Origin of the sequence: uncultured Rothia sp. (genome assembly GCF_963555405.1) — a bacterium.
In the GTDB taxonomy this organism is placed as follows: Bacteria; Actinomycetota; Actinomycetes; order Actinomycetales; family Micrococcaceae; genus Rothia.
On sequence record NZ_CAUVVO010000001.1, the window covers coordinates 269,125 to 288,249 of the forward strand.

The 19,125-nt window shown below is 56.2% G+C and carries 16 protein-coding genes; 1 reads left to right on the forward strand and 15 read right to left on the reverse strand.

Translation table 11 applies throughout. The features are described from left to right. Positions 1-346: 346 nt before the first annotated feature. The 13 genes from RWL87_RS01115 to rpsJ form a co-directional block, all read right to left on the reverse strand. Positions 347-1,537, reverse strand: coding sequence for a YncE family protein (locus tag RWL87_RS01115; RefSeq protein WP_303985972.1), 1,191 nt, complete (start codon positions 1,535-1,537; stop codon positions 347-349). A 951-nt stretch (positions 1,538-2,488) separates the two neighbouring features. Then, positions 2,489-5,323, reverse strand: coding sequence for an LPXTG cell wall anchor domain-containing protein (locus RWL87_RS01120; protein ID WP_313968617.1), 2,835 nt, complete (start codon positions 5,321-5,323; stop codon positions 2,489-2,491). 489 nt (positions 5,324-5,812) lie between these two features. Beyond that, positions 5,813-6,085: a 30S ribosomal protein S17 gene (rpsQ, locus tag RWL87_RS01125; RefSeq protein WP_012903053.1), complete on the reverse strand. Its 273-nt coding sequence runs from the start codon at positions 6,083-6,085 to the stop codon at positions 5,813-5,815. Next, entirely contained in the window at positions 6,082-6,321 is a 240-nt protein-coding gene (rpmC, locus tag RWL87_RS01130) for a 50S ribosomal protein L29 (protein ID WP_005504969.1), read from the reverse strand. Before rpmC ends, rpsQ begins: the two co-directional genes overlap by 4 nt. A gap of 5 nt (positions 6,322-6,326) precedes the next feature. Then, positions 6,327-6,746 (reverse strand): 50S ribosomal protein L16, encoded by a 420-nt coding sequence (rplP, locus tag RWL87_RS01135; protein WP_044150210.1) that lies wholly within the window; start codon positions 6,744-6,746, stop codon positions 6,327-6,329. After that, positions 6,747-7,544 (reverse strand): 30S ribosomal protein S3, encoded by a 798-nt coding sequence (rpsC, locus tag RWL87_RS01140; protein WP_005504966.1) that lies wholly within the window; start codon positions 7,542-7,544, stop codon positions 6,747-6,749. Next, on the reverse strand, positions 7,545-7,910 hold the full coding sequence (gene rplV, locus RWL87_RS01145) for a 50S ribosomal protein L22 (protein ID WP_005504964.1): 366 nt from the start codon (positions 7,908-7,910) through the stop codon (positions 7,545-7,547). 60 nt (positions 7,911-7,970) lie between these two features. After that, the gene (gene rpsS / locus RWL87_RS01150; protein ID WP_004005282.1) at positions 7,971-8,252 is read right to left on the reverse strand and encodes a 30S ribosomal protein S19; all 282 of its coding nucleotides are present in this window, start codon (positions 8,250-8,252) and stop codon (positions 7,971-7,973) included. 12 nt (positions 8,253-8,264) lie between these two features. Continuing rightward, positions 8,265-9,101: a 50S ribosomal protein L2 gene (gene rplB / locus RWL87_RS01155; protein ID WP_005504961.1), complete on the reverse strand. Its 837-nt coding sequence runs from the start codon at positions 9,099-9,101 to the stop codon at positions 8,265-8,267. A gap of 40 nt (positions 9,102-9,141) precedes the next feature. Beyond that, positions 9,142-9,444 (reverse strand): 50S ribosomal protein L23, encoded by a 303-nt coding sequence (gene rplW / locus RWL87_RS01160; protein ID WP_005504959.1) that lies wholly within the window; start codon positions 9,442-9,444, stop codon positions 9,142-9,144. Further along, positions 9,444-10,061, reverse strand: coding sequence for a 50S ribosomal protein L4 (rplD, locus tag RWL87_RS01165; RefSeq protein WP_313968618.1), 618 nt, complete (start codon positions 10,059-10,061; stop codon positions 9,444-9,446). Before rplD ends, rplW begins: the two co-directional genes overlap by 1 nt. A 6-nt stretch (positions 10,062-10,067) precedes the next feature. Then, positions 10,068-10,724, reverse strand: coding sequence for a 50S ribosomal protein L3 (rplC, locus tag RWL87_RS01170; protein ID WP_005504955.1), 657 nt, complete (start codon positions 10,722-10,724; stop codon positions 10,068-10,070). A gap of 13 nt (positions 10,725-10,737) precedes the next feature. Beyond that, positions 10,738-11,046 carry a 30S ribosomal protein S10 gene (gene rpsJ / locus RWL87_RS01175; protein WP_004005287.1) on the reverse strand — a complete coding sequence of 103 codons (309 nt, stop codon included), beginning with the start codon at positions 11,044-11,046 and terminating at the stop codon, positions 10,738-10,740. A 486-nt stretch (positions 11,047-11,532) separates the two neighbouring features. Between rpsJ and RWL87_RS01180 the strand changes: the two genes are divergently transcribed. Beyond that, a complete protein-coding gene (locus RWL87_RS01180; protein ID WP_313968619.1) occupies positions 11,533-14,952 on the forward strand; it encodes a Fe2+/Zn2+ uptake regulation protein in 3,420 nt (1,139 codons plus the stop codon). 629 nt (positions 14,953-15,581) lie between these two features. Here the strand turns inward: RWL87_RS01180 and tuf are convergent. Continuing rightward, complete coding sequence (gene tuf, locus RWL87_RS01185) at positions 15,582-16,772, reverse strand: elongation factor Tu (protein ID WP_005504946.1); 1,191 nt, start codon at positions 16,770-16,772, stop codon at positions 15,582-15,584. A 200-nt stretch (positions 16,773-16,972) separates the two neighbouring features. Continuing rightward, positions 16,973-19,087: an elongation factor G gene (fusA, locus tag RWL87_RS01190; RefSeq protein WP_070737711.1), complete on the reverse strand. Its 2,115-nt coding sequence runs from the start codon at positions 19,085-19,087 to the stop codon at positions 16,973-16,975. Positions 19,088-19,125 lie beyond the last annotated feature (38 nt).

The window sequence follows — 19,125 nt, forward strand, 5'->3', positions numbered from 1 at the left end:
TCCCCCACCCTATCTCTGGAAATAGTCGGGTTTAGGGACTAAAAACCTCATATCCCACATCACCCTCGAGCGAGAAGGTCTCTTATTTGACACTTAAAGCAGGAGGCCCCTTCGTGTAGTTCCTGACGCATAAGAAACTGAAGGGGCCTCGAGAAATCTACCAAACAATGTGTCAAACAAGGATGGTAGATATTTATATTTTACTACGTTTTAATATGCCTCCACGACAGACTTGCCGCGGGGCTGGCGGGAGATCACCGCGGTTCCGCTCCTTACACAAACATGCATACGACGCGAGAGCACAGCAGACACGACATTGGCGACTCAGCCGCTCTTCACTCATCATCTAGGGCATATATACTTTCGCGATACCGTCACGAGCGATAGGGCGAGGAGGTTCTCCCGGTCGAGTCTCTTCTGCAGCCTCGTAGTATTCGCCAGAGTTTGCATCCAGCACGTAGGGAACCTCAGCTGCGGGGTAGTCTCCTGCTTTATCGACAGCAATAACACTCCCGTCCTTCAGCAGAACCTGGTGGTTTATGCGGGTGGGGGCCACCTGCGCAATCTCAACAATGGTTCGATTGAGCGTATTAATGACGGTAATAGTTCCACCACCAGCGACTGCCGCCTCCCCCTTGCCACCGAAATCAGCAACATAGAGCAGGTGACGTTCTGCATCGAGCAAGATATCGGTGGGCATTTTTCCGAAAGGAAGATAATCGAGTCGTTCGCCTTCAAGACTCAGAACGTATAGACCGCCGTTCTTACCCTCGCGCCCTTGCGCAGAGACATATAGTTCACCGCGCGACGAGTCAATCTCCACGCCGTGTACACCGACTGGAGTATTGGTATCTTCCCCTCCAATTACGGGTAGCCTGCGCACGAGCTCCCAGGTATTCATATCCACAACCCAGATTTCATCTCGCATAATATTCGGGATGTACAGGAGGCTACGGGTTTCATCCGCTACGGGCCCTAGTAGCATGGCGGGACTTTCCCCTTGAAGGGCGCTAACCTTACGCTCCCCTTCTGCGTTGGGCGCAGAAATCACCTGGTAGCCACCCATGCCGGTAACGAGCACGGCACCGTTGGGTGCGACGTATAGCTCGCGCGGAGTCAGCATCTCTACTCCTAGAGCGAGAGAATCCCATACGAGCGATAGGTCCTTTTGGGAGTATGCGGTGACCGAGTTTGTGCGGGTTCCTCCGGTCCAGAGAAGCCCCCGTTCATTGTCTGCGGCTAACCCATAGGCAGCTTGAGCCTGGAAGAGGTGTGCTAGTTCGGGGTTATTTTCCGGGATAACGGGCAGAGTAGCCGTCTTCTCAATCTGCAGGGTATCCGCGTTTATGCGAGCAATCGTGGCGCAGAGAGTGCCGTGGGTCTTTGTGTGGTTATAGCTTCCACTTACAAAAAGAACGTTCTCTTCTGGGTTGCATGCCACTTGATATTGGCCAGCAAGTCCCGCGGAACGATCCACGGAAAAACGCTTGGCATCCGGCACGTTCTTCTGCTCTTCTCCTGCGACAGGGGGAACCATAGGCATCTCCAGAGTTGTGTAGTTTGGAGGCTAGCTCACCTTATATTTTGCAGGCTTAGCATCCGGAGCTTTCTGCTGTACATCTTACGCTTTGCCCACCATTTTTGAGGCTTTTCTAGCGCAGTCAATGCACTGCGTCTTTCATCCTCAAGAGGCCCTATATTGGCATCCTGAGCTGTTTCCCCCTCCAGCTCTGAGCGGGGCAAATTTACCCCATAAAAGCTTTACAATCTAAACATAATTAGCATGAAAGACATATATCTAGAGCTATCGGTATCTTCTAGAACTAAAAGACTTATATCGAGTCGACCAGAGCCATAGATTTTGTAATATTTCTTCACCTCTGACCCCCTCAAAACAGCGTTCTGAAAAAATCTGCTTAAAAATTTAGAAATTAAGGGTTGTTTTTTCAAAAATCAAGTTTTTTAGCAAAAATCGCGATTCAAGGTGCGAAAATCAGCGAGATGTACCATAATAGAAGAGACGCATGCGTCAAACAAGAGGTTCGGTCCTTATCGGACAGATTTCTTGGGTCCCTTTTTCCTCGCTAATCCGTTTGTCTAGGGACCGAACCTCGCTTTGACACTAAACCCGCACTTCGGTGCGGGTTTTCTTCGTATTTGAGGTGTTAGAATCCCGCACTTCATTCTTCAGGCTGTTAACTCGTCAAATAAGGGCGGGCGAGCGTAAAGGGTGCGCTTCACCCTTCCTCCGCTTCTCTTCCGCTCTCCCCCGCTGCTACTCCTGATCCTGGTCTAGGCCTTCCGCTCGAATACAGACGTATAGGCAAAACGAAAGGGGCGGTACCCATCGGTTCGATGGATACCGCCCCTTTCAGTGCGTATCGGCAGTTTCAGAGAGTCAATCGGGTTCTTGAATATCTAGCAGATCCCGCTCTACCTCTTTCGCTACCACCAAGCGGTAGTATCGTGAGCTGCCGTGGGGTACGGGCTATGCCTTGCGGCGACGTGCTACCAGCACGGTTGCGCCAACGACCAGGGCAAGAACGCCGATTCCTGCAGCAACGACAACGCCCGAAGCACCGGTGTTAGCCAGCGAAGACTTCGAGGAGCTCGAAGCGGTGGAGCCGTTGTTGGAAGATGCTGCGTTCTGCGACGAAGAGCCGGAGGTCTTCGGTGCAGTGCTGTCCTTCTTCTGAGCCTCAGACTTCAAAGAATCCGCGGGAGCCTTGGACTGATCCTTAGCGTTTTCCTTTACCTGTTCCTTGGAGTCTGCCGGTGCGGAAGGCGCCTCAGAGGGGTTAGTTACAGGTGCATTAGCCGATTCGGATGCCTTCGGTGCAGGTGCCTGGTTGTCGATGCTGAAGGTGTATTCTGCAGCCACACCACCGCGTACGTTATCGTTCTCTGCCAGGGAACCGGAGAGCAGGTAGATAGCAACGCTATCGCCGGTCTTCAGCTCTTCAGTCAGGTTAGAGTTTGCCACGGTGGGGCGGTCGATGGTTGCGGTGAAGTTACCGTTTTCGTCCGCCTTGATGTATGCCCAGATGCCTGCGCTATTGCCTTCAACGCCTTCGAGCTTGGGCTCTTCCTTCGGAGAAATAGCGCCCTTATTCAGCTTGACTGCGATAACGGAGCCCTTACCGTCCAGAGTCTTGAAGCCTTCACCGCGGAAGGTCAGCTTCTGGCCATCCCAGGTCTTGGGGAAGTAGACCTTAGCGCCGTCCTTGTATTCGTGCACAACCTCATTGGATTCTGCGCTTTCGGAGGGTGCCGGGGTGCTGGGTTCGGGCTTTGCAGACTCGCTCGGAGCCGGAGTGGTCGGCTCAGGCTTAGCAGACTCGCTCGGAGCCGGAGTGGTCGGCTCAGGCTTAGCAGACTCGCTCGGAGCCGGGGTAGTCGGCTCAGGCTTAGCAGACTCGCTCGGAGCCGGGGTAGTCGGCTCAGGCTTAGCAGACTCGCTCGGAGCCGGGGCGGGCTGTTCGCTATCCGGCAGGCTCAGCTTAGTGCCGGCAGGGTAAGTGGTAGTCACGCCAGAAGGAGTAGCAGCAACCTGGGTGGTTTCTGCCGGTGCGCAGGTCTCAGCGGTGTCTGCCTTCTTCTCTGCAACAGTTGCGGAGAGCGCTTCACCACCGCGAGGAGTGTCACCTTCAACAATGGAGCCGGAGAGCAGGAAGACCGACACCTTGTCGCCACTCTTCAGGTTTTCCGTCAGGTTGGAGTTCTCGGTGGTCGGGTACGGCAACTCAGCGGTGAAGTTACCGTTCTCATCTGCCTGGATGTACGCCCAAACACCTGCGCTGTTGCCCTCAACACCGTTGAACTTCGGCTCTTCCTTCGCGGAGATACGGCCCTTGTTCAGCTTGACGGCGAGCACGGAGCCCTTCGAACCGTCCTGAGTCTTGAAACCTTCACCACGCAGCTTCAGGGTTTCGCCGGTGGTCCAGTCCTTCACTGCGTAGAGCTTAGCGCCGTCAGCGTAGGTCTTCACCAGTTCTTCAGAAGCAGTTTGCACTACCGGCTTCGCGGTAGTTTCAACGGTGGTGTTGATCTTCACCATGACGCCGGGGGTAATCGGGGAATCTGCGTTGTCCTTGCCCTTGGGCTCGGTGCTAGAGGTGCGGTATTCACCGGTGGTCTTATCGATGGTGTAGTTCGTTTCGATGGCGGAAGCGCCTTCGATGCTACGTGCTACAGCGTATACGCTACCGTCTGCAGTGACCAGAACATCATTTGCACCGCTGGTTGCACCGGTGGACACCTGAGAAACAACGGTTCCGGTTCGTGCGTCAACAACGCCGACGTTACCGGTACCGTAATCGGTCACGTACAGCAGGTCGCGGGCTTCGTCGGAGGCAAGGGCGAGAGCCTGAGAGCCGAAAGGAATGGTCTTCTTGTAGGCGCCGGTTTCCAGGTCGTAGACGGTGATACCAGAGTTAGTGCCCTTACGGTCACCCTGGGAGCTGACGTAGATTTCCTTCAGAGACTTGTCGATGGTGACGTCAGAGGCGTTCAGGTCGGCTTCAGCATTGTCCTTGTGCAGCTGAATGGTCTTCTCAACCTCGTAGCTCTTGGTGTCGATTACCTTCACGGTGCCGGCACTCAGGGAAGGAACGTAGAGCTTGCCATCGGCGGAGTCCACGTGCATGTTCATTGCGATGTCAGATTCGCCCTTGGCATCGGTGAATTCAATCTTCTTGACCAGAGCGTGCAGGGTGGTGTCGAAGACGCTAATGCCGCCGGAGCCAGAGACAAAGACCTTGCCGCTGGAGGGATCGATGCGTACCTCGCGCGGGTGGTTGACCTCGCCTTCTGCGCTGCTCCAGATAATCTTATTGGTCGCGGGGTCGAAGACAGATACCTTGTTGACGCGGGTCTGGGTAACCCATACGTATCCGGTTGCTTCGTCGTAAGCGATACCGTAGGGAGATTCAATCTGCTTACCGGTCGGTGCGGTAGCGCCACGAGCGGTGAAGTCGGTGGTCGGGAACTGGTAGACAGTGGAGAGGCTCGGGGTGGATCCAACGTTCCAGGTGCCGACACCACCGGTCAGTACCGGCGGGCGGCCGGAAGAGAAGGAGGTGTAGAGGGAGGAGGTTGCCGCCGAGTATGCCAGCTGGTACTGGCCGGGCAGGCCCTGGTACTGGGTAGCGCTCACTGCGATGTGGCGGCATTCCTCAGCAGAGGTCTGGGAGTTTCCTCCGGGGACAGACGCGGAGACGTTTGCCGCAAAGGTAGCGGGAACCGCTGCGAAAGAACCTGCGACAACGGAAAGTGCGCCAGCAATGGCCAGCAACTTACGTGAGGGCTTGGGTGAAGAAGTCATGCTGATCCTCGATGATATGTAGTGGTACTTCTCCAAAGGTCGTGCAACCTCCGGAAGATGCATAGCTAACCCCCTAATGATTAGGCAAGGCTAGACTAAGCAACTATAAAGTTGATAATAAGTGCCTCACTAGGTTATTTTCAAGCAGCTTTTATCAGCGCCCACGCTTCTCACGACTCTTTTAGCCACCGTTGCTATCCTCCCTAAAGCCCCGTATACCCGCTCCACAAGGGGATTTCTTCCTCCAGCTCAAGCTACGTGGCTCTTTGATAGCCCTGTCCGGTAAAAGTAACCACTTTTCTGTATGACATCTTCAAAAGTTTTATAACAAATATTTATTCGGCATTTCATGACTTCTATCGTTGATTCTGCAGCTCACAGAACTTCCCGCTGAGTTCTCCCGAATAAAGGTTAAACGCAAAGGAGCCCTCTCCTACCTAGGTAGGAGAGGGCTCCTTTTATTGCTCTAGCAGAGAGTCATTAGAGGGCTTACTTAGCCTTCTCGATGATCTCCACGATACGCCAGCGCTTGGAAGCGGACAGCGGACGGGTCTCTGCAATCAGAACGAGGTCACCGATACCAGCAGTGTTCTGCTCGTCGTGTGCCTTGATCTTGGAGCTACGGCGAACGACCTTGCCGTACAGTGCGTGCTTCACGTGGTCCTCGACCTCGACGACAACGGTCTTGTCCATCTTGTCGGAGACAACGTAGCCGCGGCGGGTCTTGCGGTAGCCGCGCTCTTCGTTCTTTACTTCACTCACTTGGACTCACCTTCAGTTGCGGGACGAATACCGAGCTCGCGCTCACGCAGCACGGTGTAGATACGTGCGATGTCGCGCTTGATAGTGCGGCGACGACCTGCGTTAGCCTGACCGGTGACTTCCTGGAAGCGGATGTTGAAGAGTTCCTTCTTCGCTTCGCTCAGCTTTGCAGCCAGCTCTTCGTTGGAGAGCTCTGCGAGCTTATCGATGCTCAGGTCCTTGGATCCTACTGCCATCTCGCTTATTCACCACCTTCGCGGCGACGCACAACACGTGCCTTCATCGGGAGCTTGTGGATTGCCAGGCGCATTGCCTCGCGAGCCACTTCTTCGGACACACCGGAGAGTTCAAACATGACTCGACCCGGCTTGACATTTGCGACCCACCACTCGGGCGAACCCTTACCGGAACCCATACGGGTTTCAGCGGGCTTCTTGGTCAGCGGACGGTCGGGATAAATGTTAATCCAGACCTTACCGCCACGCTTGATGTGACGGGTCATTGCGATACGTGCAGCCTCAATCTGGCGGTTGGTCACGTATGCGGGCGACAGGGCCTGAATGCCCCACTCACCGAAGCTAACCTCGGTGCCGCCCTTTGCGAGACCATTACGCTTGGGGTGGTGCTGCTTGCGGTACTTTACTCGACGGGGAATAAGCATTTATGCCTCACCGTTCTCTGCAGTCTTGGCCTCGACCTTTGCCGAAGCGTTCTCGTTGCGGCGCTCGCGACGAGGACCACGGTTGCCCTGGCGGCGGCGGTCACCATCGCGGCGGTTGCCACGGCGGTTGTTTGCTGCCTGCTGAGCTGCCAGCTCCTTGTCGGTCAGGTCGCCCTTGTAGATCCAGACCTTCACGCCGATGCGACCGAAGGTGGTCTTAGCCTCGAAGAAGCCGTAGTCGATGTTCGCACGCAGGGTGTGCAGGGGCACACGGCCTTCGCGGTAGAACTCGGAACGGGACATTTCAGCGCCACCCAGACGGCCGGAGCACTGGATACGGATACCCTTTGCGCCTGCACGCTGTGCGGACTGGATTGCCTTCTTCATTGCACGGCGGAATGCAACACGCGATGCGAGCTGCTCTGCGATGCTCTGTGCAACCAGCTGAGCGGAGAGGTCGGGGTTAGCAACCTCGAGGATGTTCAGCTGAATCTGCTTGTTGGTGAGCTTCTCGAGCTCGCCGCGGATGCGGTCTGCTTCTGCGCCACGGCGGCCAATCACGATACCGGGACGAGCGGTGTGGATGTCCACACGCACGCGGTCACGGGTACGCTCGATCTCGACCTTTGCAACGCCTGCGCGATCCAGGTTCTTTGCCAGCAGCTCGCGGATCTTTACGTCCTCGCGGACGAAGTCAGCGTAACGCTCGCCGGGCTTGTTGGAATCAGCGAACCACTTGGAGACGTGGTCAGTGGTGATGCCCAGTCGGAAACCGTTCGGGTGAATTTTCTGACCCATTTAGCGGTCCTCCTCCTTCTCCGGGGTAGCAACTACCACGGTGATGTGGCTGGTGCGCTTGTTGATTCGGTATGCGCGACCCTGAGCGCGGGGCTGAATGCGCTTCATGGTCGGGCCCTCGTTCACGAATGCTTCGCTGATGAACAGCTCTTCCTCGCGGAAGGGCAGACCCTGCTGGGTTGCCTTCTGACGAGCGTTAGCTACTGCCGAAGCAACGATCTTGTATACCGGTTCCGAAGCTGCCTGGGGGGCGAACTTCAGAATCGCCAGAGCCTCTTCCGCCTGCTTACCACGGATCAGGTTGACGACACGGCGGGCCTTCATAGGCGTAACGCGAACGAAACGCGCTGATGCCTTGGCTTCCATTGCCTATCTCTCTTTCGTCTATTGCCGAAAGGGAAACGTTAGCTTATCGGTGTGAACCGATTAGCGACGCTTGCCCTTACGGTCGTCCTTCACGTGGCTGCGGAAAGTGCGGGTCGGAGCAAACTCACCGAGCTTGTGACCAACCATCGACTCGGTGATGAACACCGGCACGTGCTTGCGACCGTCGTACACTGCGATGGTGTGACCGAGCATGTCGGGGATAATCATCGAGCGACGCGACCAAGTCTTGATTACGTTCTTGGTGCCCTTCTCGTTCTGAGCTGCAACCTTCAGGTAGAGGTGCTGATCAACGAAAGGGCCCTTCTTCAAACTACGAGGCATGTTTCAGGCTCCTTAGCGCTTCTTGCCAGTACGACGGCGACGAACGATGAGCTTGTCGCTTTCCTTGTTGGGACGGCGGGTACGACCCTCGGGCTTACCGTTGGGGTTAACCGGGTGACGACCACCGGAGGTCTTACCTTCACCACCACCGTGCGGGTGGTCAACCGGGTTCATGACCACACCACGGACGGTCGGGCGGATGCCCTTCCAGCGGTTACGGCCAGCCTTACCCCAGTTGATGTTGGACTGCTCAGCGTTGCCGACCTCACCAACGGTTGCGCGGCAGCGAACATCCACGTTGCGGATTTCGCCGGAGGGCAGACGGAGCTGACCGTACTTGCCTTCCTTAGCAACCAGCTGTACAGAAGCACCTGCGGAACGAGCCAGCTTTGCGCCGCCACCGGGGCGGAGCTCGACACAGTGAATCACGGTACCAACGGGGATGTTGCGCAGGGGCAGGTTGTTACCGGGCTTGATGTCAGCTGCGGGGCCGGACTCGACGATGTCGCCCTGAGCGAGCTTGTTCGGAGCGATGATGTAGCGCTTGGAACCATCGAAGTAGTGCAGCAGCGCGATGCGAGCGGTACGGTTGGGATCGTACTCGATGTGTGCAACGCGTGCGTTAACGCCGTCCTTGTCGTGACGACGGAAGTCGATCAGACGGTACTGGCGCTTGTGGCCGCCACCCTTGTGACGGGTGGTGATGCGACCGGTGTTGTTACGGCCGCCGGTCTTGTGAAGCGGACGAAGCAGGGACTTTTCCGGGGTGGAGCGGGTGATCTCGGAGAAATCAGCAACGCTCGAACCGCGGCGACCCGGGGTCGTCGGCTTGTACTTACGAATACCCATTTAGATATTTCTTCCTTCGTTAAAGTGGTCTCCGCGGGGCTTATGCCTGCGGACCGCCGAAGATGTCGATGGTGCCTTCCTTGAGGGTCACAATCGCACGCTTGGTGTTCTTGCGAGCGCCCCAACCGAAACGGGTGCGCTTGCGCTTGCCCTGACGGTTGATGGTGTTGACGGAAGCAACCTTGACGTCAAAGATCTTCTCGATGGCCTGCTTGATTTCCAGCTTGTTGGAATCGGTAGCGACCTCGAAGGTGTACTTACCTTCGTCGAGCTGACCGTAGCTCTTCTCGGAAACGACGGGAGCGATGATCACGTCGTATACAGACTTGGTGGAAACGCTCATTACTTAGCGCCCTCCTTCTTCTGAGCTGCAGCAACGAATGCGTCGAATGCTGCCTTGGTGAAGACCACGTCGTCCGAAACCAGCACATCGTAGGTGTTGAGCTGGTCTGCGTACAGAACGTGGACGTTCTCCAGGTTACGTGCGGACAGAGCCACAACGTCCTCTGCACGAGCAATCACAAGAAGGACGTTCTTGCGCTCGGTGATAGCTGCGAATGCAGCCTTTGCAGCCTTGGTCGAGGGAGTCTCACCGGAGATGAAGTTCTCGACAACGTGGACGCGGTCGTGACGAGCGCGATCGGAGAGAGCACCGCGCAGTGCAGCGGCAATCATCTTCTTGGGGGTGCGCTGTGCGTAGTTACGCGGGGTCGGACCGTGAACAACGCCACCGCCGGTCATGTGCGGTGCACGGATGGAGCCCTGACGTGCGTTACCGGTACCCTTCTGCTTGAAGGGCTTACGGCCTGCACCGGAAACCTCGCCGCGGTTCTTGGTCTTGTGGGTGCCCTGGCGTGCAGCAGCGAGCTGTGCAACGACAACCTGGTGCAGCAGGGGCACGGATGCCTGCGCGTCGAAAATCTCTGCGGGCAGGTCTACCTTAAGGGTCTTAACAGCCATGATGTATTAGGCTCCCTTCACAGCGGTACGAACCAGAACAACGCCGCCCTTGGGACCGGGGATTGCGCCCTTGATCAGCAGGACATTGTTCTCTGCGTCCACACCCTGGATAGTCAGGTTCAAGGTAGTGTGACGTGCTGCGCCCATACGGCCAGCCATGCGCATACCCTTGAACACGCGTGCGGGGTAGGATGCGCCACCGATGGAACCGGGCTTACGGTGGTTCTTGTGCTGACCGTGAGACGCGCCAACACCCTTGAAGCCGTGACGCTTCATAACACCTGCGAAGCCCTTACCCTTGGTCTTACCAACGACGTCGACCTTCTGGCCTGCTTCGAAGAGCTCAACGGTCAGTTCCTGACCGAGGGAATACTCAGAAGCATCTGCGGTACGCAGCTCGACGATGTGGCGACGGGGGGTAACACCGGCCTTCTCGAAGTGACCAGCCAGGGGCTTGGTAACCTTGCGAGAGTCGATTGCACCGAAACCGATCTGAACAGCTTCGTAGCCGTCAGTTTCCTGGTTACGGATCTGGGTAACAACGTTAGAATCAGCCTTGACGACGGTGACGGGCACGAACTTGCCGTCCTCGTCCCAGACCTGGGTCATGCCGAGCTTGGTGCCCAGCAGGCCCTTCACCTGGCGCTCGAATTTGTTAGTCATTAGATGCGATCCTCTACAGCTTGATCTCGATGTTTACGTCTGCCGGCAGGTCGAGACGCATGAGGGCATCAACAGCCTTGGGGGTCGGATCAACAACGTCGATCAGACGCTTGTGCGTACGCATCTCGAAGTGCTCGCGGCTGTCCTTGTACTTGTGGGGAGAACGAATAACACAGTAGACGTTCTTCTCGGTCGGCAGCGGCACGGGGCCAACTACAGTTGCGCCTGCGCCCTTGACCGTTTCGACGATTTTCCGTGCCGAAGAATCGATGACCTCGTGGTCATAGGACTTCAGACGGATGCGGATTTTCTGTCCCGCCATCTGTCGGACTCTCTTTCTTGATGTATTCCCTGTATCGGAGCTTTTGCCCCTTTGTTATAGCGCTTAAGGAACGCGATATATTCATCACGTGCGCCACTCAGAACGGACTGAATCCGGCTTTGCCGGGTTCCTCACCCCGCCTGAGTACCGACCCCCGAACTCGGGCGTGTCGCCTATTTTCTAGACAAACTCGTCCCGTCATCCTTCGGACCGGGTCATACGTGGGCCTACCTTTAGTGCAGGTAGACGCTTTGACAACGTCGTCAATTCTCTCAGAGATAGAGCCCTGATGCAATACGAACACAAGTTAAGTGCTTAAGAACACTTAACTGCCTCTGTCAACCTGAGGATACTCCCGCGATGTAACTCTCAGGGAGCTTTCAATCTACTTTCAGTAAGTTCCATGCGCTTTATTGCTCTTAATAAAGCTTTTAGGCCTAAAGACTCTCGTATCGTAGAAGTATCACTACAGCCTAAGGAGAAACCATGTCTCAGCCGACACAACCTCATCAGGCATCCTCTAGCTCTCACTCTTCGTCTCTGAGCCCTCAGCATGTTCAGCCGCAAGGTCTCGGACTGTACGTTCCCCCATCCCTATCGAGTCCGTATCCTCAGCCTCCTGCGCAGCGACGCCGGGTCAATGAGGATATCTTCCTCAATATTGTTCTGTACATTGGTTCGCTCCTGCTCATTGGTGCTGCGGGCCTTTTTGTCACCTCGGTGACTTCTTCTCAGGATGAAACGGCTATCTTCCGTGTCCTCGCAATGGCACTTGGAGCAATTGTCTTCTACGGAGCCGGTCTGCTCACCTACCGCTTCGTGGAGCGCCTGCGTATTGCCTCCTATTCTTTTGCGGCAACGGGTCTTGCGTTTATTCCTCTGACCGGCGTTGCTGTCTATGTCCTCAAGATTTGGACTGAAGGACGCTACATCTGGCTCCTCACGTCTCTGGTTGGCACTGCAGCCATTGTTGGAGCCTGCGCCCTCATGCGTAACCGTGTGATGGCGTACCTGCTGATTTCGTTCATCGTTTCGGACTCGTTGGCAGCTACGAAGGTGGCGGCTCTGCCTTTCGTTTGGTATTTCGTTTCTCTGACTGCCGTTGCCACTGTTCTGGGTTTGATTCTGCACTTTGCCCCGAATGCTGCCCCGAAGGGTATCCGCGAAGGTCTTGTTGATTCTTCCCGTATTTTCGTCCCGGCTACTGCCGTCGCCATTTTCTTCTTTACCAACGATCTGAGCTACACGGATGCGGGTATTGCCTTTGCGGTTATGTCTGTGCACGCCATTCTGTTCACCTGGCTGAACGGCACGGCGGATTACTACGCCCAGGCACGTATCTACCCGATTGCGTCGATTCTCTCCTTCATCATGGACTCGGATCACGGCCCGTGGTTCCCCAGCTTCTTCTTCGTCTCGGTCCTGGTTGTTAACCTGATTTCTGCGTACGTATTTATTCCTCGTCTGCAGAAGACTATTGCTGGTTCTGCTCCTGCTGCCGATGAACAGCTCGAGCAGGTGCAAAGCACCCCGGCTATCCCCTGGGCGAAGGAATCTATTCACCAACCCGCTCGCAAGATGGAGTGGTTGCCTGCCATCGATGCATGCGTCGGCGTATTCTTCTCCTTCTTTGCTCTCCTTGATGCCTTCTACACTGCTCATGGCGCTGATAGCGTTATGTACGCAACGCGCTGGAGCGCCTTCCTTCCCTACGCAGAAGGCAATCAAGGTATCTTCCCCGCCCCCTGGGTTATCGGTGTTCTCTGCGTCGTGAGCTTCTTGCTGTACCGCAAGGCAATTCAGCCTCTGGTGCTCATGAGTTTTGTAGCGCTCATCCCGGTCATTGGCATGTATGCTTCCCCTGGCAACCAGGGAACGTTCTACCTCTTCTTTGCCGCGGCTGTAGTCATCTATCTGGTCACTGCTAAGGCTCCCGAGGCACGTACTGCTGGAGCAGTACTGAGCAACATCGGTTATGCCATCGGCATGATTCAGCTCTTCCTCGCTCTCATTCCTGAGATGCAGACTTCTGAGTCACTTTTGATGTTTGCGTTGGTCTGCGCCGCTATTGCGTTACTGACTTTTGTCCTCTCTCAGGGCGTTGCAGCGCAGAACGCAAGCTACCGTCTTGTAGAGATGTCGGTCTACCTCTTCTTGGGCGTTTTTGCTCTCTTCGTTGGGTACGTAGCTAACCATGCTGATGGCGGAGCACATGACCGATTCTGGGTTGGTTTCCCTCTCTTCTCGGGTGCCGTCCTCTTCTTGAGCGTGCTGAGCGCTCTTATTCTGGCCCGCGCGTTGCGACTTTCGGATGTTGGATCCTTCCGCTCCACGCTTGTCATGTTTGTCCGTATCGCGTTCTACGCGACTCTGCTTATCGCGACGATTGGCTCGCGACACTACCTGCTGTACGACTTGCAGAAGGAGTACATTGCTGTAGCGCTGCCGGCGCTCCTGACCGTCGTTTATGGTGCGCTTGGTTTCTTTATGCCGGTTGGCTCTTCGATTCGTTCGGAGCTACTCACCGTTGCGCGATTCCCCATCTGCTGGTCGGTCATTCTGCTCGCGATCACCGGCAATATGAAGGAATCGCTCGTAGACTTCCTCGTACTTGCCCTGCTGGCGGTTCAGGCGCTGTGCAGCGTACTACTCTACGCGTACTCCAAGCGAAACTACGAAGCATACGCGGCGGCGATTTTCTTCACGCTCGGTTCTGTCCTGAGCGCAGGCCGTTTCATTGGCGACTTCGATGATCTGCTGTTCGCAGTAGCAACTCCTGCCATCTTCATCGCTGTATGGGTGCTTGCCCTCATCTTCAGGGTCTCCCGCATGCAGATTGGTGCCTCCATCAGCATCACGACTTTCTGCATCGGTGCTCTGTGGAATCTCTTCAACACGAGGGAAAGCACAATGGAGATGACTCTTCTGGGCTACTACGCTCTGATTGCCGTCATCATCCTGTTCGTTCTGAAGGTCACACTCCCGGTTGAGGTCTTCGGTGTGAGCGCAAATGTTCGTCCTCGCATCGCTGTCCCGGTCGGTAATACGATGGTTGATTTGCCGATGCACGGCCCGCTGGGTGCCCCCTACGCGCGTTTCATGTCTCGCCGTCCCCTGAGCCAGGGTATCTATGCACCGGTCAATACGCTGCTGATGATTCCCGCTCTTGCGGTGCTGGGATTCTACACTTTCGTTGGGCTGGTTTTTGAGCCCAGGCAGGTAGAACTCAACGCACTTCTCTGGGGTCTGGGTGCTCTGTCCTTCGTATCTGTCACCAAGGCGAAGAACCTGCCTATCGTCTGCACCACGGCGTTCAGCCTCTTCATCGCCCGTCTGGTCATTGATTACTCGAAGTCCAATCCTCTGAGCGTCATTCTTGAGGTTGCTCTCCTGATTATGCTGGCTGTTGTGGCAGCCAAGGTCCTCAAGAACTTCATCGCAAAGAGGCCTGTAGATACGCAGGTATCGGATTCTCCTCTGTACTGGGCTTTGGGCCTGCAGGTGTTCCTCACCCTGGTAACGTGGGCAGTTCCCGCTGACGGTCCGGATATCGTGGTGCTGGTACTCGGCATTGCCCTGACTCTCCTGAGCGCTCTGCTGCTCGACCGAGTCTGGACCTATATCGCAACTGCGCTAGTCACCCTCGACCTGGCAATTTTGCTCAACGGTCTGAACCCGCTGACCCTGCTAATCATTTCTATTCTGCTCATTGCCGGCGTTATCTGGCGTCTGTTGGTTCGACAGAACAAGCAGGATGCAGTAGCTTCGCACCAGGGTTCTGAGCAGCTTGAGGACTTCCCGCCGTCTCAGAATCAGCCGGGTATGTACCCTCAGAGCAATGTCCAGATGCAGCAGCCCCCGGCTCCTCAGCAAGGCTACGAGCCTCGCCACGAGGAAAACATCTAGCTATCAGCACGTATAGCTTCTATTCCTACGGCATTCTGTAGTAGGATTACCTATGTCCCTTCCGAGGGGCAGTCATTCGAATTGCGGTTCCCAGCCTTCAGGCTGGGAACCGTTTTTCTTTGTCCGAAGATTTTATATTCCTATCTGCAGGGTCTTTAGACGCTCCCCCGCCGTAAGCCGGTCCGCATGACCCAGATTCTGTCTCCGAACCAGCAGATCTCTGAACGGAGTAGGCAGTCGTTCCTCTGCTCCCTGCCCCAGGGCTTTCCACATCTAGCTTCTTTCCATATCCAGGAGTTCAGAATCTACGGCTAGAGGGTACGGATATGTCATACCGCCGCCGGGGAGGGTGTTCCCTGCCGTTACAGATTCACCGTAAACTCCATTATCGGCCACGCATACCCCTTCAGAAGCCTTGAGCGGCTACTAGGACGAACTGATAACGCTTAGAGCGGTTTGGGTACAGTCCAGCTGATAATGCCGTTCTCTCCTTTGCCAGAGCCTTCAGCAACCCGCAAAAAGGCATAACAAAAGGACCCCCGCAGATGCGGGGGTCCTTGAGTATCGCTACCTGGTGGAGAGTCTCCCCTCCGGCAGATCTTTAGCGAATTGTCGTAAATTTACGGCAATTACTTGATGATCTTGGTAACGCGACCCGAACCAACGGTGCGGCCACCCTCACGGATAGCGAAGCCGAGGCCCTCTTCCATTGCGATTTCCTGGATCAGGGTAACGGTCATCTCGGTGTTGTCACCGGGCATAACCATCTCGGTGCCCTCGGGGAGGGTGATAACGCCGGTCACGTCAGTAGTACGGAAGTAGAACTGAGGACGGTAGTTGGAGTAGAAGGGGTTGTGACGGCCACCCTCATCCTTGGAGAGGATGTAGACGTTTGCCTCGAACTCGGTGTGGGGGGTGATGGAGCCCGGCTCCACGACAACCTGACCACGCTCAACATCGTCACGCTTCAGACCACGCAGCAGCAGACCACAGTTCTCGCCTGCCCATGCTTCGTCGAGCTGCTTGTGGAACATCTCGATACCGGTAACGGTGGTCTTCTGGATCGGGCGGATACCGACGATCTCGACCTCGGAGTTGATCTTCAGGGTACCGCGCTCTGCACGACCGGTAACAACGGTGCCACGACCGGTGATGGTGAAGACGTCCTCGATGGGCATGAGGAAGGGCTTGTCCTTCTCACGCACGGGGTCCGGAATGTAGGTGTCGACTGCGTCCATGAGCTCCTCGACCTTAGCAACCCACTCGGGGTCGCCTTCGAGAGCCTTCAGTGCGGAAACGCGAACAACGGGAGCGTTGTCGCCGTCGAACTCCTGCGAGGAGAGGAGGTCACGGACCTCCATCTCGACGAGGTCGAGGAGCTCTTCGTCGTCAACCATGTCTGCCTTGTTCAGTGCAACCAGCAGAGTGGGGACGCCAACCTGGCGAGCGAGCAGAACGTGCTCGCGGGTCTGTGCCATGGGGCCGTCGGTAGCTGCAACCACGAGGATTGCGCCGTCCATCTGAGCCGCACCGGTAATCATGTTCTTGACGTAGTCAGCGTGGCCGGGAGCGTCAACGTGTGCGTAGTGGCGCTTCTCGGTCTGGTACTCGATGTGAGCAATGTTAATGGTAATACCGCGCTGGCGCTCCTCGGGAGCGGAGTCGATCATACCGAAGTCGCGCTTCTCGTTCAGGTCCGGGTACTTGTCAGCCAGAACCTTGGAGATTGCTGCGGTCAGGGTGGTCTTACCGTGGTCAACGTGACCAATGGTACCGACGTTAACGTGAGGCTTGGAGCGCTCGAACTTAGCCTTAGCCAAGAGTGTTCCTCCTAGAACGATTGAAAACATGCACGCGGATCTTCGCTCCGGCGCATCCCGTTATAAAACGGTCTAGCGTCTACAATAGCGGATTACGCCGCAGAGATGAAACTGTTCATGCTCTCAATAATGGATTTAATTGAAAATTTTGGCGTGGGCCACAGGTTTTTAGCCCGTGGCCCACGGGTGAGACGCGAAAATTACTCGCCGCGGCTCTTCTGGATGATCTCGTCAGCGACGTTCTTGGGAACCTCGCCGTAGCTGTCGAATGCCATCGAGAACACTGCACGACCCTGGGTCTTACCACGCAGGTCGCCAATGTAACCGAACATTTCGGTCAGGGGCACGATAGCCTTGATGATCTTAACGCCGGATGCGTCCTCCATGGAACGAACCTGGCCACGGCGGGAGTTCAGGTCGCCGATAACGTCGCCCATGTACTCCTCGGGGGTACGAACCTCAACGTCCATCAGCGGCTCGAGCAGGACCGGGTTAGCGCGCTTAGCGCCTTCCTTGAAGACCATCGAACCGGCGATCTTGAACGCCATTTCGGAGGAGTCGACGTCGTGGTAAGCACCGTCGATCAGGGTTGCCTTCACGCCGACCATCGGGTAGCCAGCGAGGACACCGAACTTCATAGCGTCCTGGATACCAGCGTCGACCGAGGGGATGTACTCGCGAGGAACGCGGCCACCGGTGACCTTGTCCTCGAACAGGTACAGCTCTTCGCCATCCAGGGGCAGGGGCTCGAAGGAGACCTGCACCTTTGCGAACTGACCGGAACCACCGGTCTGCTTCTTGTGGGTGTAGTCGACCTTCTCGACTGCCTTCTTGATGGTCTCGCGGTAAGCAACCTGAGGCTTACCAACGTTAGCCTCAACCTTGAACTCACGCTTCATACGGTCAACGATGATGTCCAGGTGCAGCTCACCCATACCACCAATTTCGGTCTGACCGGTTTCTTCGTTCAGCGAAACGGTGAAGGTGGGGTCCTCAGCGGAAAGCTTCTGGATAGCGGTGGACATCTTCTCCTGGTCACCCTTGGTCTTGGGCTCGATAGCCACGAAGATCACGGGGTCGGGGAAGGTCATCGACTCGAGAACGATCGGGTGTGCGGGGTCGCACAGGGTGTCACCGGTGGTGGTGTCCTTCAGACCAATCGCAGCGTAAATGTGACCTGCGGTGATCTCCTCAACCGGGTTCTCCTTGTTAGAGTGCATCTGGAAGAGCTTACCGATGCGCTCCTTCTTACCCTTGGTGGAGTTCAGAACCTGCTGGCCCTGAGCTGCAACACCGGAGTACACGCGGGTGTAGGTCAGCTGACCGTAGAACGGGTGAGCTGCAACCTTGAATGCCAGTGCTGCGAAGGGCTCGTCAGCGGATGCCTTACGGGTCAGCTTCTCTTCCTCGTTGGAGGGGTTGGAGCCGACAACGTCCGGAACGTCCAGCGGGGAGGGCAGGTACTCAATCACAGCGTCCAGCATGGGCTGAACACCGCGGTTCTTGAATGCAGAACCACAGAGAACGGGGAATGCCTCGCCTGCGATCACGAGCTGACGGATACCAGCCTTGATCTCGGGGATGGACAGCTCGCCCTCTTCGAGGTACTTCTCCATGAGCTCTTCGCTAGCCTCAGCAACAGCCTCAACCAGCTCAGCGCGGTACTGCTCAGCCTTCTCAACCAGGTCAGCGGGGATATCCTGAACCTCGTAGGAGGCACCCATGGTCACGTCACCCTTGGCGTCGCCGGGCCAGACGTATGCCTTCATTTCGAGCAGGTCAACAACACCGAGGAAGTCGCTCTCAGCGCCGATGGGGAGCTGAACAACCAGCGGGCGTGCGCCCAGGCGGTCGATGATGGTCTGAACGGTGAAGTAGAAGTCAGCACCCATCTTGTCCATCTTGTTGACAAAGCAGATACGGGGGACGTCGTACTTGTCAGCCTGGCGCCAAACGGTCTCAGACTGGGGCTCAACACCTTCCTTGCCGTCGAACACAGCAACTGCGCCGTCGAGGACGCGCAGGGAGCGCTCAACCTCAACGGTGAAGTCGACGTGACCGGGGGTGTCGATAATGTTGATCTGGTTGTCCTTCCAGAAGCAGGTGGTTGCTGCGGAGGTAATGGTAATACCTCGCTCCTGCTCCTGAGCCATCCAGTCCATGGTGGAAGCGCCGTCGTGGGTCTCACCGATCTTGTGGTTAATACCGGTGTAGAACAGAATGCGCTCAGTGGTGGTGGTCTTACCGGCGTCGATGTGCGCCATAATACCGATGTTGCGGACCTTGTTAAGGTCGGTGAACACGTCAAGTGCCACGTTATTCTCCCTAAATGAGATACTCCGAAAGCCTGCCG